13 protein-coding genes are annotated in these 14,439 nt (G+C 67.2%); all 13 read left to right on the top strand.

Features of this window, described 5'->3' with window-relative positions; genetic code table 11:
• Nucleotides 1-47 precede the first annotated feature (47 nt).
• Nucleotides 48-1,262 (top strand): tryptophan synthase subunit beta, encoded by a 1,215-nt coding sequence (gene trpB / locus RSO68_RS03040; RefSeq protein ID WP_089850452.1) that lies wholly within the window; start codon nt 48-50, stop codon nt 1,260-1,262.
• Between the two features lie 15 nt (nt 1,263-1,277).
• Complete coding sequence (gene trpA / locus RSO68_RS03035; RefSeq protein ID WP_315585740.1) at nt 1,278-2,081, top strand: tryptophan synthase subunit alpha; 804 nt, start codon at nt 1,278-1,280, stop codon at nt 2,079-2,081.
• 72 nt (nt 2,082-2,153) lie between these two features.
• Nucleotides 2,154-3,170, top strand: a complete 1,017-nt coding sequence (gene accD / locus RSO68_RS03030; protein ID WP_315585390.1) for an acetyl-CoA carboxylase, carboxyltransferase subunit beta — start codon at nt 2,154-2,156, stop codon at nt 3,168-3,170.
• A gap of 9 nt (nt 3,171-3,179) precedes the next feature.
• Nucleotides 3,180-4,514 (top strand): bifunctional tetrahydrofolate synthase/dihydrofolate synthase, encoded by a 1,335-nt coding sequence (folC, locus tag RSO68_RS03025; RefSeq protein ID WP_315585389.1) that lies wholly within the window; start codon nt 3,180-3,182, stop codon nt 4,512-4,514.
• An 8-nt stretch (nt 4,515-4,522) separates the two neighbouring features.
• Entirely contained in the window at nt 4,523-5,164 is a 642-nt protein-coding gene (locus RSO68_RS03020) for an SPOR domain-containing protein (RefSeq protein ID WP_315585388.1), read from the top strand.
• Entirely contained in the window at nt 5,161-5,745 is a 585-nt protein-coding gene (locus RSO68_RS03015; protein WP_315585387.1) for a CvpA family protein, read from the top strand. The genes RSO68_RS03020 and RSO68_RS03015 overlap by 4 nt, the downstream gene beginning before the upstream one ends.
• 86 nt (nt 5,746-5,831) lie before the next feature.
• Nucleotides 5,832-7,352: an amidophosphoribosyltransferase gene (gene purF / locus RSO68_RS03010; protein ID WP_315585386.1), complete on the top strand. Its 1,521-nt coding sequence runs from the start codon at nt 5,832-5,834 to the stop codon at nt 7,350-7,352.
• 11 nt (nt 7,353-7,363) lie between these two features.
• Complete coding sequence (locus RSO68_RS03005) at nt 7,364-8,560, top strand: O-succinylhomoserine sulfhydrylase (RefSeq protein WP_315585385.1); 1,197 nt, start codon at nt 7,364-7,366, stop codon at nt 8,558-8,560.
• Nucleotides 8,561-8,714: 154 nt separating this feature from the next.
• On the top strand, nt 8,715-9,404 hold the full coding sequence (locus tag RSO68_RS03000; protein ID WP_089851613.1) for a type 1 glutamine amidotransferase domain-containing protein: 690 nt from the start codon (nt 8,715-8,717) through the stop codon (nt 9,402-9,404).
• 159 nt (nt 9,405-9,563) lie between these two features.
• Nucleotides 9,564-10,118: a cytochrome b gene (locus RSO68_RS02995; protein ID WP_089851611.1), complete on the top strand. Its 555-nt coding sequence runs from the start codon at nt 9,564-9,566 to the stop codon at nt 10,116-10,118.
• Nucleotides 10,119-10,157: 39 nt separating this feature from the next.
• A complete protein-coding gene (locus RSO68_RS02990) occupies nt 10,158-10,742 on the top strand; it encodes a YceI family protein (protein WP_089851609.1) in 585 nt (194 codons plus the stop codon).
• Between the two features lie 452 nt (nt 10,743-11,194).
• Nucleotides 11,195-13,006, top strand: coding sequence for a putative bifunctional diguanylate cyclase/phosphodiesterase (locus tag RSO68_RS02985; RefSeq protein ID WP_315585384.1), 1,812 nt, complete (start codon nt 11,195-11,197; stop codon nt 13,004-13,006).
• A gap of 135 nt (nt 13,007-13,141) precedes the next feature.
• On the top strand, nt 13,142-14,428 hold the full coding sequence (locus tag RSO68_RS02980) for an MATE family efflux transporter (RefSeq protein WP_315585739.1): 1,287 nt from the start codon (nt 13,142-13,144) through the stop codon (nt 14,426-14,428).
• Nucleotides 14,429-14,439: the final 11 nt, after the last annotated feature.

The raw sequence follows: 14,439 nt of genomic DNA, 5'->3' as shown, positions 1-14,439 counted from the left end.
CTGCTCTTCCCCTACACCCCTTCTGGCGACCCTGTGAGGTGTCTTTCGTGAGCAAGTTCAGTGACCTGACCCGACTGCCGGATGCCCGCGGCCATTTTGGTGCCTACGGCGGCCGGTTCGTCTCGGAGACCCTGAGCTTCGCCCTGGATGAGCTGGAGAAGACCTACCTGAGTCTTCGCGATGATCCGGTCTTCCAGGCGGAATTCGACTACGACCTGGCCCATTACGTGGGTCGACCGTCACCGCTCTATCATGCCGAGCGATGGTCTAAGCAGCTCGGTGGGGCACAGATCTGGCTCAAGCGCGAAGATCTCAATCACACCGGCGCCCACAAGGTGAACAACACCATCGGCCAGGCGCTGCTGGCCAAGAAGAGCGGCAAGCCCCGGGTCATCGCCGAGACCGGTGCCGGCCAGCACGGCGTGGCCACGGCCACCGTGGCGGCGCGGCTGGGGCTCGAGTGCGAGGTCTACATGGGGGCCGAGGACGTCGAGCGCCAGAAGCTCAACGTCTATCGCATGCGTCTGCTGGGGGCCAACGTCATCCCGGTCACCTCCGGCACGCGCACCCTCAAGGACGCCATGAACGAGGCGCTGCGCGACTGGGTGACCAACGTCGACAATACCTTTTACATCATCGGCACCGTGGCGGGGCCACACCCCTATCCGATGCTGGTGCGCGACTTCAACGCCGTGGCCGGCCGCGAGGCGCGCCGCCAGTCCTTCGAGGAGTTCGGCAAGCTGCCCGATGCGCTGATCGCCTGCGTCGGCGGCGGCTCCAATGCCATGGGCCTCTTCTACCCGTTCGTCGAGGACGATGACGTCGTCATGTACGGCGTCGAGGCGGGCGGCGATGGCGTCGAGACCGGGCGCCACGCCGCGCCCCTGACGTCGGGCGCCCCGCGTGGCGTGCTGCACGGCAACCGCACCTACCTGATGTCCGACGAGGGCGGCCAGGTCTCCGATACCCACTCGGTCTCAGCGGGCCTGGACTACCCGGGCGTCGGCCCCGAGCATGCGCTGTGGAAGGACGTCGGGCGCGTCAACTACGTGGCCGCCAACGACCAGGACGTTCTCGAGGCGTTTCGTGAGCTGACCCACGTCGAGGGCATCATGCCCGCGCTGGAGTCCGCCCACGCCCTGGCCTATGCCAAGGTGCTGGCGCCGACCATGCACCCCGACCAGAACATCGTGATCAACCTCTCCGGACGTGGTGACAAGGACATCATGACGGTGGCGAAGATCGACGGAATCGAATTCTAGATGACGGCCCAACCCATGAATCGTATCGACCAACGCTTCGCTGCGCTCAAGGCCGAGGGCCGCCGCGCACTGATTCCCTACATTACCGCCGGCGATCCGGCGCCCCAGCACACCGTCGGTTTCATGCACGCCCTGGTGGCGGCAGGCGCCGACATCATCGAGCTGGGCGTGCCGTTCTCGGATCCCATGGCCGACGGGCCGGTGATCCAGAAGGCCTGCGAGCGGGCCCTCAAGAAGGGCGTCCGGCTCAGCCACCTCTTCGAGATGGTCAGCGAGTTTCGTCGCACCGACGCCGAGACCCCCGTGGTGCTGATGGGATATCTCAACCCCGTGGAGCGCATCGGCCTGGCGACCTTCGCCGACCAGGCCGCCGAGGCGGGCGTCGACGGCGTGCTGATCGTCGACATGCCGCCAGAGGAGGCCGACGAGGTCGGCCCACTGCTCAAGGCCCGCGGTCTGGCGTCGATCTTCCTGGTCGCCCCTACCACTTCGCGTGCCCGGGCCGCTACAATATGCGCCCACGGCGAGGGCTATCTCTACTATGTTTCGCTGAAGGGCGTGACCGGCTCGGCGACTCTCAATGCCGACGACGTGGCCGAGCATCTGGCGCCGCTGCGCGAGATGACCGATCTGCCGCTGTGCGTGGGCTTCGGGATCCGCGACGGGGCCTCGGCCGCCGAGGTGGGCAAGGTGGCCGACGGCGTCATCGTCGGCTCGGCGCTGGTCAATCGCATCGCCGAGAATGCCGAGCATCCCGAGGTGATTCCCGCCGCCCTCGAGGCGGTCCTGGGTGAGATGCGCCAGGCGCTGGACGCCTGATCCTCCTCGTTAATGAATCGACCCAGCTCCCGGCGCCGCCGGGAGCATTAGCCTTTACGGAAGTGTTTTGACATGAGCTGGCTAGACAAGATCGTGCCCTCGGTGGGCCGCATCCAGCGCAAGGATCGCCGCGCAAGTGTCCCCGATGGCCTGTGGCGCAAGTGCCCCAAGTGTGAAGCGGTGCTCTATCTCCCCGAGCTTGAAAAGCACCATAGCGTCTGCCCCAAGTGCGACCATCACCTGCGCCTGACCGCACGTAAGCGGCTCGACTGGTTCCTGGACAAGGAGGGTCGCGAGGAGATCGCGCCCAAGCTCGAGCCGGTGGATCGCCTCAAGTTCCGCGATTCCAAGAAGTACCGGGATCGCCTGGTCGCGGCTCAGAAGGCCACCGGCGAGAACGATGCGCTGATCGCCATGCGCGGCTCGCTCGAGGGGCTGCCTGTGGTCGTGGTGGCCTTCGAGTTCACCTTCATGGGTGGCTCCATGGGCGCCGTGGTGGGGGAGAAGTTCGTGCGCGCCGCCACCGTCGCCCTCGAGGAGGGCATCCCGCTGGTCTGCTTCGCCGCCTCCGGCGGCGCGCGGATGCAAGAAGCGCTGTTCTCGCTGATGCAGATGGCCAAGACCTCGGCGGCCCTGGAGAAGCTCAAGCAGGCCGGCGTGCCCTACATCTCGGTGCTCACCGATCCGGTGTTCGGCGGCGTCTCGGCGTCACTGGCGATGCTGGGCGATCTCAACGTGGCCGAGCCCAACGCGCTGATCGGCTTCGCCGGGCCGCGCGTCATCGAGCAGACCGTGCGCGAGAAGCTGCCCGAAGGCTTCCAGCGCAGCGAGTTCCTGCTCGAGCACGGCACCGTGGACATGATCGTCCATCGCGGCGAGATTCGCTCGCGTCTCGGCGGCGTGCTGCGCAAGCTGACCCATCAGCCGTTGATCGGCGAGGAGACCGTCAGCGAGGAGCCTGATCTGGTGCAGGCGGCCCAGCAGGCCGAGCAGGAGGACGTGCTCGCCACGATGCCCGATGAGGGCGCCGAGCACGACGCGAAAAGCGACGCCGAGCAGAGCGGCGAGCGTTCCGAACCGGCGCGCTGACCGATCCCCATGAGCGAGCGCGCCCTGCCCACGACGCTTCCGGCCTGGCTGGCCCGGCTGGAAGCGGCTCACCCGGTCGGTATCGACCTCGGCCTCGATCGCGTTGCCGAGGTCGCGCGCCGCATGGGACTCCTCGAGGGGCCACTCGCTCCCCGGGTCATCACGGTCGCCGGCACCAACGGCAAGGGTTCGACCGTGGCCATGCTCGAGGCGCTGGCCCAGGCCCACGGCCTTACCACGGCGACCTACACCTCTCCCCATCTGCTGCACTACAACGAGCGCCTGCGGCTGAACGGCCGGGAGGCCGACGACGCGACCCTGATCGCCGGCTTCGAGGCGGTCGAAGCGGCGCGGCTCAAAGGCGAACCGATCAGCCTGAGCTACTTCGAGATGGGCACGCTGGGGGCGCTGTGGGCGATCGCCCGGCAGCCCCCGGCGCTGGCGATCCTCGAGGTGGGGCTGGGTGGCCGCCTGGACGCCGTCAATATCATCGATCCGGACGTCGCGGTGATCACCACCGTGGCCCAGGACCATGCCGCCTTTCTGGGTAGCGACATCGAGGGCATCGGGCGTGAGAAGGCCGGCATCCTGCGCCCCGGCCGCCCCGCGGTGCTGGGCAGCACGACGCTGCCGGCAAGCGTCACGGACGTGGCCCGCGAGCGCCAGGCCCGGGTGGTGGCGCTGGGCGAGGCCTTTCGCCGTGAGGGCGAGGGTGCCGGCTGGCGCTGGCTCGGACAGGATGGCGGCGGCCACCCCGTCGCGGTTGGCGAACTGCCCGATCCCGGGCTGCCGCTGGACAACGCCGCCAGCGCCCTGCAGGCCCTGGCGCTGGTGGAGGTGTCGCTGGAGGAGCCCGCCTGTCGCCACGCCCTGGCAAGCGTCCGGCTGCCCGGGCGAATGCAGTGGCTGGGGCCCTGGTGCCTGGATGTCGGGCACAACCCCCATGCGGCCGCCTACCTGGCGCGGCGGCTCACGGCTCTCCCGTGTGAGGGGCGCACTATCGGCTTGATCGGCATGCTCGCCGACAAGGATGCCGACGGGGTGATTGCCGCCCTGGCGCCGGCCGTGGATGCCTGGGTGCCGGTGAGCCTCGAGGGTGAGCGGGCGCGGTTGGCGGACGACCTGGCCGACCGCCTGGCTCACCTGGACGCTCGGGTCTGGCATCGCGGGGACTCGCCGGCCGAAGCCGCCGACTGGCTGTCGGCCCGCCTCGCGCCCGAGGATCGTGTGCTGGTCTGTGGCTCCTTCTTCACCGTCGCCGCCGTGCTGGCCTGGCATCAGGCCGATGCCCCCTCCACGGCGCCGACGGCAGAGCACGCCACGCGCAGCGAGGAAGCGAAATGAAATACGGAATGCGAGAGCGTCTCAGCGGGGCCGTGATCCTGATCGCCCTGGCGGTGATCTTCCTGCCTATGCTGTTCGACGAGCCGGCCCCGCGCGGTGAACGGCCTCAGCCGGTGATGACTATCGAGCAGCCGGTCGAGGTGGAGCGCCGCGAGGTGCCGGACCCGCAGCCGCCGGAGAGTCTCGATCAGGCCCCCGAGGACGCCGCGCCCGACGCCGCCTCAGCTACCCCGGAAGCGTCATCGGACGTCGAGCCGGCAGCCGAATCGCCGCCCGGATCGGCATCGACGCCGCCCGAGCGCGAGCGCGTCGATGAGCCGGCCGTCGACCCCATCGCCGAGCTGGCCCGCGCCGCCGACGAGCGCCTGGCCGGTCAGCAGCAGGCCTCCGCCACGCCGGTCCAGGCCGCTCCCGACGGCGAATGGGCCGTGCAGGTGGGCAGCTTCGGCGAGTCCGCCAACGCCGAGCGCCTCGAGGCGAAGCTCGCCGACCAGGGCCTGCCCGTCTATCGCCGAGCCCGCGACAATGGCCTGACGACCGTCTACGTCGGCCCCTTCGCCTCTTCCCGCGAGGGCGAGCGGGTGATGGGTGAGCTCAAGGCCCAAAATAACCTTCAGGGCCTGCTGGTGCGCGCGGACCGCGGCTCATGACGCTGACCTGGATCGACTGGCTCTTCGTGGCGGTTCTGGCGGCAACCGGGCTGGCCGGCTTCCTGCGCGGGCTGGTCCGTGAGGCCCTGGGGCTCGCCGCCTGGATCATCGCGCTGCTGGCGGCTCGGCTCCTGGCCCCGCCGGTGGCGGAGCAGCTGTCCGGGGTGGTCGACAGCGCCGACGGCCGCCTGGTACTGGCCTTCGTGCTAGTGATCTTCGCGGTGATCCTGCTCTGCGGCCTCGTCATTCGCATGCTGCACGCCGCGGTGGAGTGGGTGGGCATGGGATTGTTGAACCGGGTGACCGGCACCGCCTTCGGCATGGCCAAGGGCATGGCGATCCTGATCCTGGCGACGATCCTGCTGAGCCTGACCCCGCTGGTGCAGTTGCAGGCCTGGCAGGAGGCGACGCTGCGCCCGACCTTCGAACGTCTCCAGGTCTGGGCGGTGAGTCATCTCGAGGCCTGGGAGGGGCGCCTGCCCGAGGCGTCTGCCCTGCGCGAGTTCTCCCTGCCGCCAGCGTCGCCGGCCTCGTCCGACGAGGCGGAACCGAGCGACGCCGATGGGGTGACGTCCCCCTGATACATGAATCCGGGACGGCGCCACGGCCCGTCCCGACTCTTCACAGCAATTCCGGCAAGCAAGCCCGGCAAGAGAGGTAAGGTAGAATGTGCGGTATCGTGGGCCTGATGGCCAAGCAGGCGGTGAATCAGGGCATCTATGACGCCCTGACCGTGCTCCAGCACCGCGGACAGGATGCCGCCGGCATGATGACCTGGGACGATGGGCGCTTCCTGTTGCGCAAGAGCAACGGCCTGGTGCGGGACGTCTTTCATACCCGCCACATGGCCCGCCTCAAGGGCAACCTGGGCATCGGTCACGTGCGCTATCCCACCGCCGGCTCTTCCAGCGAGGCGGAGTCGCAGCCGTTCTACGTCAACTCCCCCTACGGCATCACCCTGGCGCATAACGGCAACCTGACCAACTCCGATCAGCTCAAGCAGGAGCTGTTCTCTTCCGACCTGCGCCATATCAACACCAGCTCCGACTCCGAGGTGCTGCTCAACGTCTTCGCCCACGAGCTCGGCAAGCAGGGGCTTCACCTGGCGCCCGGCGATATCTTCGATGCGGTGCGCCGCGTGCATCGTCGCTGCCGGGGCGGCTACGCCGCGGTGGCGATCATCAATGGCGTCGGCCTGGTCGCCTTCCGCGATCCCAACGGCATCCGTCCGGTGGTGTTCGGCACCCGCGACGAGGGCGAGGGGCAGGAAGTGATGATCGCCTCGGAGTCGGTGGCCCTGGACGTCGGCGGCTTCGAGCTGCATCGCGACCTGGCCCCGGGCGAGGCGATCTTCGTCGACATGACCGGCGCCATCCATACCCAGCAGTGTGCCGACACCCCGAGGCTCGCCTCCTGCATTTTCGAGCACGTCTACCTGGCGCGCCCCGATTCGATCCTCGACGGCGCCTATGTCTACGGCACCCGGATGCAGATGGGACGCAAGCTCGGCGACCGCATCCAGAACGAGTGGCCCGAGCAGGACATCGATGTGGTGATCCCGATTCCCGACACCTCGCGGACCTCGGCGCTTGAGCTCGCCCAGCACCTCGGGGTGACCTATCGTGAAGGCTTCATGAAGAACCGCTACATCGGGCGAACCTTCATCATGCCGGGCCAGACCCAGCGCAAGAAGTCGGTGCGCCAGAAGCTCAACGCCATCGGCGTCGAGTTCAAGGACAAGAACGTACTGCTGGTGGACGACTCCATCGTGCGCGGCACCACCTGCAAGCAGATCATCCAGATGGCCCGCGAGGCCGGTGCCCGGAAGGTCTATTTCGCCTCCGCCGCGCCGCCGGTGCGCTACCCCAACGTCTACGGTATCGACATGCCGGCGGCCAACGAGCTGATCGCCCATGGGCGCAGCGAGGCCGAGGTGGGCGAGCTGATTGGGGCCGATCGGATCTTCTACCAGGACCTCGACGACCTGAAGGCCGCCTGTCGCGAGGTGAATCCCTCCCTCGAGGCCTTCGACTGCTCCGTGTTCGACGGCCAGTACGTGACCGGCGACATCGACGATCGCTACCTGGCGGATCTCGAGGCCTCGCGCAGCGACGATGCCAAGCAGCTCAGCGCCGGCGACCACGCGCTGGTGGGGATGCACAACCAGGAAGACGACCTCGACGACTGAAGGGACCCGTCATGCAGCAGGATCAGATACCAGCGCCCGAGTGGGAGCTCGAGACCCTGGCCATCCGGGCCGGTCATCAGCGCACCCACGAGCAGGAACACGGTGAGCCCATCTTCCCGACCTCGAGCTTCGTCTATGGCAGCGCCGCCGAGGCGGCGGCCAAGTTCAGCGGCGAGGAGCCGGGCAACATCTACTCGCGCTTCACCAATCCGACCGTGCGCACCTTCGAGCAGCGCCTGGCGGCCATGGAAGGCGGCGAGCGCTGCGTGGCCACGAGTTCCGGCATGGCCGCGATCATGGCCACGGCGCTGGCGCTGCTCTCCTCTGGCGACGAGATCGTCGCCTCGCGATCGCTATTCGGCTCCACGGTCAGCCTTTTCGACAAGTATCTCGGCAAGTTCGGCATCACCACCCGCTACGTGGAGCTGTCGAACCTCGAGGCCTGGGAGGCGGCCATCGGCCCGGCCACCAAGCTGCTGTTCGCCGAGACGCCCTCGAATCCGCTCTCCGAGGTGGTGGACATCTCGGCCCTGGCCGAGATCGCCCATCGTCATGAGGCGCTGCTGGCCATCGACAACTGCTTCCTGACGCCGGCCCTGCAGAAACCGCTGGCGCTGGGGGCTGACCTCGTCATCCACTCCGCCACCAAGTACCTGGACGGACAGGGCAGGGCGATCGGTGGGGCCGTGGTTGGCCGCGACAAGGAGCTCGAGGAGGTGTTCGGGGTGGTGCGCACCTGCGGGCCCTGCCTGAGCCCCTTCAATGCCTGGCTCTTCACCAAGGGTCTCGAGACCTTGAACCTGCGCATGCGCGCCCACTGCGCAAACGCCGGTATTCTCGCCGAGTGGCTGGAGGGCCACCCGGCGGTGGCCCGGGTCCACTACAGCGGCCTGGCGAGCCACCCGCAGCATGAGCTCGCCAGCCGCCAGCAGCAGGGTTTCGGGGCGGTGGTCGGCATCGAGGTGAAGGGCGGTCGCGAGGCGGCCTGGTCGGTGATCGACGCCACGCGCATGGTCTCGATCACCGGCAACCTGGGTGACGTCAAGACCACCATCACCCATCCGGCCACCACCACCCATGGCCGCCTCTCCGATGACCAGAAGACCGCCGCCGGCATCGGCGAGGGCTTGATCCGCCTGGCGGTGGGGCTGGAGGCGCTGGAGGATATCCGCGACGACCTGGCACGTGGACTCGACGCCCTGGTCTGACGGCCGCGCGACGCGACCTTCGTCCTCACGCCATAAACGCCTGCCCCAAAGTGGCAGGCGTTTTTTTATGGATTTCCCCGGTCTTCCTTGAACTCCCCCGTCCCGTCTCCATCTCATTCAGTGACGCATGCACCGACGCCCGAGGAGGGCCGTGATGAAGATCCTGATGGTACTGACCTCCCATGATCGCATGGGCGATACCGACCACAAGACCGGCTTCTGGCTCGAGGAGTTCGCCGCGCCCTACTACGTCTTCAAGGACGCCGGCGCCGAGGTCACCCTGGCCTCGCCCAAGGGCGGCCTGCCGCCGGTGGACCCGAACTCCCAGGCCGAGGAGGCCCTGACCGAGGAGACCCGGCGCTTCGAGTCGGACGATCAGGCCAGGGCGCAGCTCGCCAGCACGCACAGGCTCGGCGACGTCGAGGTAGGCGACTTCGATGCGATCTTCTATCCCGGGGGCCACGGGCCGCTGTGGGATCTGACCGGCAATGCCGATTCGCGCCGCCTGATCGAGGCCTTCCTGGCCGCCGAGCGCCCAGTGGCCGCGGTCTGTCACGCGCCTACGGTGCTGCTCGACGTCGAGACGCCCGCGGGCGAGCCGCTGGTCAAGGGCCGCCAGGTCACCGGCTTCGCCAACAGCGAGGAAGAGGCGGTGGGTCTATCCGGCGTGGTGCCGCACCTGCTCGAGGATGCCCTCAGGGAGAAGGGCGGCCACTACCAGCGGAGCAGCGACGATTTCGCGCCCTTCCAGGTGCGCGATGGGCTGCTGGTCACCGGGCAGAACCCGGCCTCCAGCGCGTCCACGGCTCGCCTGCTGCTCGAGGTGCTGGCCGAGCGAGGCTGATTCCTCTGACGCTCGGATGGCCACATGCCGCCGCCACGTCCCTCGTGGCGGCGGCATGTGGTTTTTCCGAATGGAATGTTCGGGTTTATTCGCGGATGCCGATCGTCTCCTGGGGTATGCTGGTGGTTGACGATCATAGGCGTGGAGGCAACAGAGACCATGTGGAACAACACCCGTCGTGGCTGGGGGCTGGTCAGCATCCTGCTGCACTGGATCGGCGCCCTGGCCATCATCGGTCTCTTCGCCCTGGGCTGGTGGATGACAGGGCTCGATTATTACGACCGCTGGTACAACCTTGGTCCATGGTGGCATCGTTCCCTGGGCATGCTGCTGCTGCTGGTTACCTTGATCCGCCTGGGCTGGCGCTCCCTGCAGCCCACGCCCAAGGCGCAGGGGCATCGCCTGGAGCGTGTGGCCGCCCATTTTGGACACATCGGGCTCTACGTGTTGATGCTCGTGGTGCTGGTGAGCGGCTACCTGATCTCTACTGCCGAGGGCCAGGGGATCAATGTGTTCGACGCCTTCGAGGTGCCGGCGCTGATCAGCGGCCTGCCGAATCAGGCCACGCTGGCCGGCCAGGTGCACTGGTACAGTGCACTGGCGCTGATCGCGCTGTCGGGCGGCCACGCCTTGGCCGCCCTGAAACATCACTGGGTCGATCGCAACGACGTGCTGACGCGCATGGTCGACCCGCGTCGTTCTCGTCGCCCCTGAGGCGATGTTCTCCCCCGATACGATTCGCAAGGAGCTTTCATGATCAAGAAGACCGCCATCGCCACCGCCCTGGCCGCCGCTGCCCTGGTGCCGCTGACTCAGGCCCAGGCCGCCGATTACGCCATCGACACCGAGGGCCAGCACGCCTTCATTCAGTTCAAGATCAGCCACCTGGGCTTCTCCTACATTCTCGGCAGCTTCGAGGAATTCTCGGGCAGCTTCCGCTACGACCCGGAAAATCTGGAGGATTCGGCCGCCGATCTCGAGGTCGATGTGGCGAGCCTTACCAGCAACCATGCCGAGCGTGATAAGCACATCAAGAGCGACGACTTCCTGGACGTCGGCGAGTATCCGACCGCCACCTTCACGACCACCGGCTTTGCGCCCAGCGGCGACAACGAGGGCGTGCTGAGCGGTGAACTGACGCTGCACGGTGAGACCAATGTGATCGAGATGCCCATCACCCTGCTGGGCGAGGGCGAGGACCCCTGGGGGAACTATCGCGCCGGCTTCGAGGGCTCCACGACCCTGGTCCTGGAAGACTACGGCATCGACATGAGCAAATTCCCCGAGGTGATGCACGAGCTCGAGCTCTACGTCACCTTCGAGGGCATCCGCCAGTAAGACTCGCTGGCCCTCGTTTCCCCACTGCAACGCGATGCCCCCGGAGTTTTCTCCGGGGGCATCGCGTTGCGGGTGTGATCCCGGTGAGTAGCGGCGCGGGAGCCGCGCCACCGAAGAACACCTGTGGGCAGGGGCGGGGCAAGGCAAGACGTGGCGCAGGCATCGCGGGTGTCGCTGCGCATAAACGTTCGCCGCTCGTAGGCCGGGATGTGGCGCCCGGCGGCACGGAAGCCTGGGTGGCTAAGACGGGATACCACAAATATGTACGAGACGTGCCGTCCTCTAGGGACTAGGATTCTCAGTGAGACACCGGATGACAGTGTCTTGCGGTAAGGCATCGCCATGTAAGATATTTCCTACATGAAACGGTAAGATGCTCACTCTTTTTGCCGCCTCTGATAGTGCGCTTACAGCGGGCAGGATGGCATCGCAAGGCGATGATGAGGAGATGCATGAGCGGTCGCGAAACTCGCTTCCGGCAATGGCTGTTGCGCCGGCGGCAACAGATCCGTGCCAGGTGGACGGCCGTTTGGGCCGGCCCCGCCGCGCTGGACGACGTCGAGCGCGTGCGGCGCCAGTACCTGGAAAGCGAGCATCGCTTTCGTACCTTGCTGGAAAGCCTGCCCAAGGTGGCCGTGCAGGGCTACGATCGCGAGCGTCGCGTGATCTACTGGAACGAGGCCAGCACCCGGCTCTACGGTTATGCTCACGATGAGGCCCAGGGTCGGCTGCTCGAGGAGCTGATCATCCCCGAGCCGATGCGCGAGCCCGTGATCCAGGCGCATCGTGACTGGATGAAGCGGGGAGTCGAGATTCCTGCCAGTGAATTGGAGCTTCAGCACAAGAGCGGCCAGCCGGTATCGGTCTTCTCGCACCACGTGATGCTTAACGAGCACACCGACGATCCCCTGATGTTCTGTATCGATGTGGACCTCTCGGATCAGAAACGCGCCCATCGCGAGCTCGAATTTGCCACACGCTTCGACGCCTTGACGCATCTGCCCAATCGCCAGACCTTCGAGGCCCAGCTCGATGAGGTCCTCGCCGGCTGTGGTCGACAGGGCTGTGGCCTGGTGCTGATCTACCTGGACGTCGACCATTTCGTCGAGGTCAATGACACCCTGGGCTATGAGCAGGGCGACCGTCTACTCAGCGAGCTGAGTCGTCGCCTGCATCGTGCCAAGCGCGGCTCGGACCCGATGTCGCGCCTCTCCGGCGACGAGTTCGTGATCGCCTTCCCGGGCCTCCAGCGCGAGGACGTGCTGCCGAAGCTGGTCAAGAAGCTTCAGCAGGCCCTGCGGGCCCCCTTCATGATCGGCGGGGTGCGTCGTCAGGTGACGGCCTGCCTGGGCGTCAGCTTCTATCCGGACAATGGCGATTCGGCACGGGAGCTGATTCGCCATGCCGATATGGCCAAGAATCGGGCCAAGCTCGACGGCCGTGGCAGCGTCTGGTTCTTCGATCAGCGGCTCCACGATGAGCTGCTGCACCAGCACCGCCTGGTCGAGCGTCTTGAGCAGGCGCTCGATCGTGGTGAGCTATCGCTTCACTACCAGCCCCAGGTGTCGGCCATGAGCGGGCGTATCGAGCATCTCGAGGCGCTGCTGCGCTGGTACCCCCATGACGGTCCGCCGATCTCTCCTGCCGAGTTCATCCCGCTGGCCGAGCACACCGATCTCATCCATCGTCTCGGTGACTGGGTCATGGAAACCGCCTGTCGACAGCGGGGGCGGTGGCGGGATGCCGGCCTGGCCCTGGAGCGTATCGACATCAACTTCTCCGGTCGACAGATGAGCCGGCCCGACGTCTTCGAGCGCTTCGAGGCCTGCCTGGCGCGCTACGCTCTGGGACCACGCCATATCGGCATCGAGCTCACCGAAAACGTGTTGATCGAGGCCGACGATCGGATCCTCGAGGGGTTGCACCGGCTCCATCGCCTGGGGTATCGCATCGCCATCGACGATTTCGGTACCGGCTACTCGTCGCTGAGCTATCTCAAGCACTTCCCGGTCACGGCGCTCAAGATCGATCGATCCTTCGTGCGCGATGCTCCGGATCAGCCCGAGGATCGCGCCATCATGGAGGCCGCGATCTTCATCGGCCATCGGCTGGGGCTCGAGGTGGTGGCGGAAGGGGTCGAGAATCGCGAACAGCTGGCGCTGACCCAGGACATGCACTGCGATCTGGTGCAGGGGTTCTACTTCTACCGCCCCATGCCCGCCGCAGACATCGAGCGCATCCTGGCCGGGCTGGCAGTCGGGTAGCCGGGGCTCGCGGGCTGAGCCAAGCGCCGCCATGGCGTAGAATGCCTGGCCCCGACAGACCCTGGAGTCCGTGTGAATTCTCTCGACGCATCTCGTTCCACCCTCGGCCTCACCCTGTGGCGCCAGACCTGGCCCATGGCGATCGGCGTGCTGGCGCTGCTCGGCTTTCAGCTGGTGGATAGCGCCTTCATCGCCCGCCTGGGCACGGCGCCGCTCGCCGCCCAGTCCTTCACCTTCCCGCTGTCCTTTTTGGTCATCGGCATTCAGGTGGGCATGGGCATCGCCATCGCGGCGCTGATCTCGCGTGCCCTGGGCGCGCGGGAAGCGGCGCGAGCCCGCCGTCTGGGCAGCCTGGTGCTGGTGGTCGGCACCGTGACCATCGCGCTGCTCGTACTGCTGCTGTGGGCCATCCAGACGCCGCTGTTCGGCCTGCTGGGCGCCGACGAGGCGACGCGCGCGCTGATTCGCGACTACTGGGCCCCGCAGCTGCTGGCGGCCTGGCTCGGGGCGGTGCTCTACTTCGGTTACAGCCTGTTCCGGGCCCACGGTGACACCTGGCTGCCGGGCAAGATGATGGTGATCACGAGCCTTTTGAACCTGGTGCTCGACCCGCTGCTGATCTTCGGCGTCGGGCCCTGGAAGGGGCTCGGCCTGCCCGGCGCCGCCTGGGCAACCACGATCGCCTTTGCCATCGGCCTGCTGCTGCTGGCCCAGCGCCTGCGTGACAAGCCGTGGCTCGCGCTCGAGGGGCTGGCCGGGGAGATGCAGCGTTCGCTGATGCCCTTCGTCGGTATCGCCGGCCCGGCGATGATCAGCCAGCTGATGCCGCCCCTGGCGGCGATGCTGGCGATCTCGGTGGTGGCCTCCCTCGGCGAGCCCCAGGTGGCGGCCTGGGGCTTGGCCAGTCGCCTGGAGACCCTCTCGCTGATGGTGGTGCTGGCCATGACGATGTCGCTGCCGCCCTGGCTCGGACGCTGTTACGGGGCGGGGGACTGGGAGCAGGTGCATCGGCTGATGCGCCTAGCGCTCAGAGTGGTGGTGCTCTGGCAGCTGTCGCTGGGCGTGATCATGGCGATGGCATCGCCATGGCTCGCCCTCGCGCTGTCCGGTAATCCCGAGGTGCAGGGCGACCTGGCGATCCTGATTCGCTTCCTGCTGCCGAGCTACGCGGCGCTGGGAGTCTGCATGATCGTGGTTTCCGCCGGTAATGCCCTGGGCTGGCCGCTGCGTGCCATGCTGATGTCGGGGGCTCGGCTGTTCGTCTTCTACCTGCCGTGTCTCTGGCTCGGTGCGTGGCTCGGTGAGCTGATGGGCCTGGCGATGGGGGCGGCGATCGGCAACCTGCTGGCGGGCCTGGCGGCCTGGCAGGTGCTCAGACGGATCCTCGCCAGCCCGCGCCGACAGCCGTCTAGCGCATCGTAGAGAAATATTCT

The organism is Halomonas saccharevitans, assembly GCF_032333995.1.
Lineage (GTDB): Bacteria > Pseudomonadota > Gammaproteobacteria > Pseudomonadales > Halomonadaceae > Halomonas > Halomonas saccharevitans.
This window is presented reverse-complemented; position numbering and strand designations above follow the sequence as displayed.

What these genes read in the sequence shown, in the direction of transcription:
- RSO68_RS03000 (WP_089851613.1), top strand. Translation starts at nt 8,715, where the DNA reads ATGAAGATCCTGATGGTACTGACCTCCCATGATCGCATGGGCGATACC.
- folC (WP_315585389.1), top strand. Translation starts at nt 3,180, where the DNA reads ATGAGCGAGCGCGCCCTGCCCACGACGCTTCCGGCCTGGCTGGCCCGG.
- purF (WP_315585386.1), top strand. Translation starts at nt 5,832, where the DNA reads ATGTGCGGTATCGTGGGCCTGATGGCCAAGCAGGCGGTGAATCAGGGC.
- accD (WP_315585390.1), top strand. Translation starts at nt 2,154, where the DNA reads ATGAGCTGGCTAGACAAGATCGTGCCCTCGGTGGGCCGCATCCAGCGC.
- RSO68_RS03020 (WP_315585388.1), top strand. Translation starts at nt 4,523, where the DNA reads ATGCGAGAGCGTCTCAGCGGGGCCGTGATCCTGATCGCCCTGGCGGTG.
- trpA (WP_315585740.1), top strand. Translation starts at nt 1,278, where the DNA reads ATGAATCGTATCGACCAACGCTTCGCTGCGCTCAAGGCCGAGGGCCGC.
- RSO68_RS02990 (WP_089851609.1), top strand. Translation starts at nt 10,158, where the DNA reads ATGATCAAGAAGACCGCCATCGCCACCGCCCTGGCCGCCGCTGCCCTG.
- RSO68_RS03005 (WP_315585385.1), top strand. Translation starts at nt 7,364, where the DNA reads ATGCAGCAGGATCAGATACCAGCGCCCGAGTGGGAGCTCGAGACCCTG.
- RSO68_RS02995 (WP_089851611.1), top strand. Translation starts at nt 9,564, where the DNA reads ATGTGGAACAACACCCGTCGTGGCTGGGGGCTGGTCAGCATCCTGCTG.
- RSO68_RS03015 (WP_315585387.1), top strand. Translation starts at nt 5,161, where the DNA reads ATGACGCTGACCTGGATCGACTGGCTCTTCGTGGCGGTTCTGGCGGCA.
- RSO68_RS02980 (WP_315585739.1), top strand. Translation starts at nt 13,142, where the DNA reads ATGGCGATCGGCGTGCTGGCGCTGCTCGGCTTTCAGCTGGTGGATAGC.
- RSO68_RS02985 (WP_315585384.1), top strand. Translation starts at nt 11,195, where the DNA reads ATGAGCGGTCGCGAAACTCGCTTCCGGCAATGGCTGTTGCGCCGGCGG.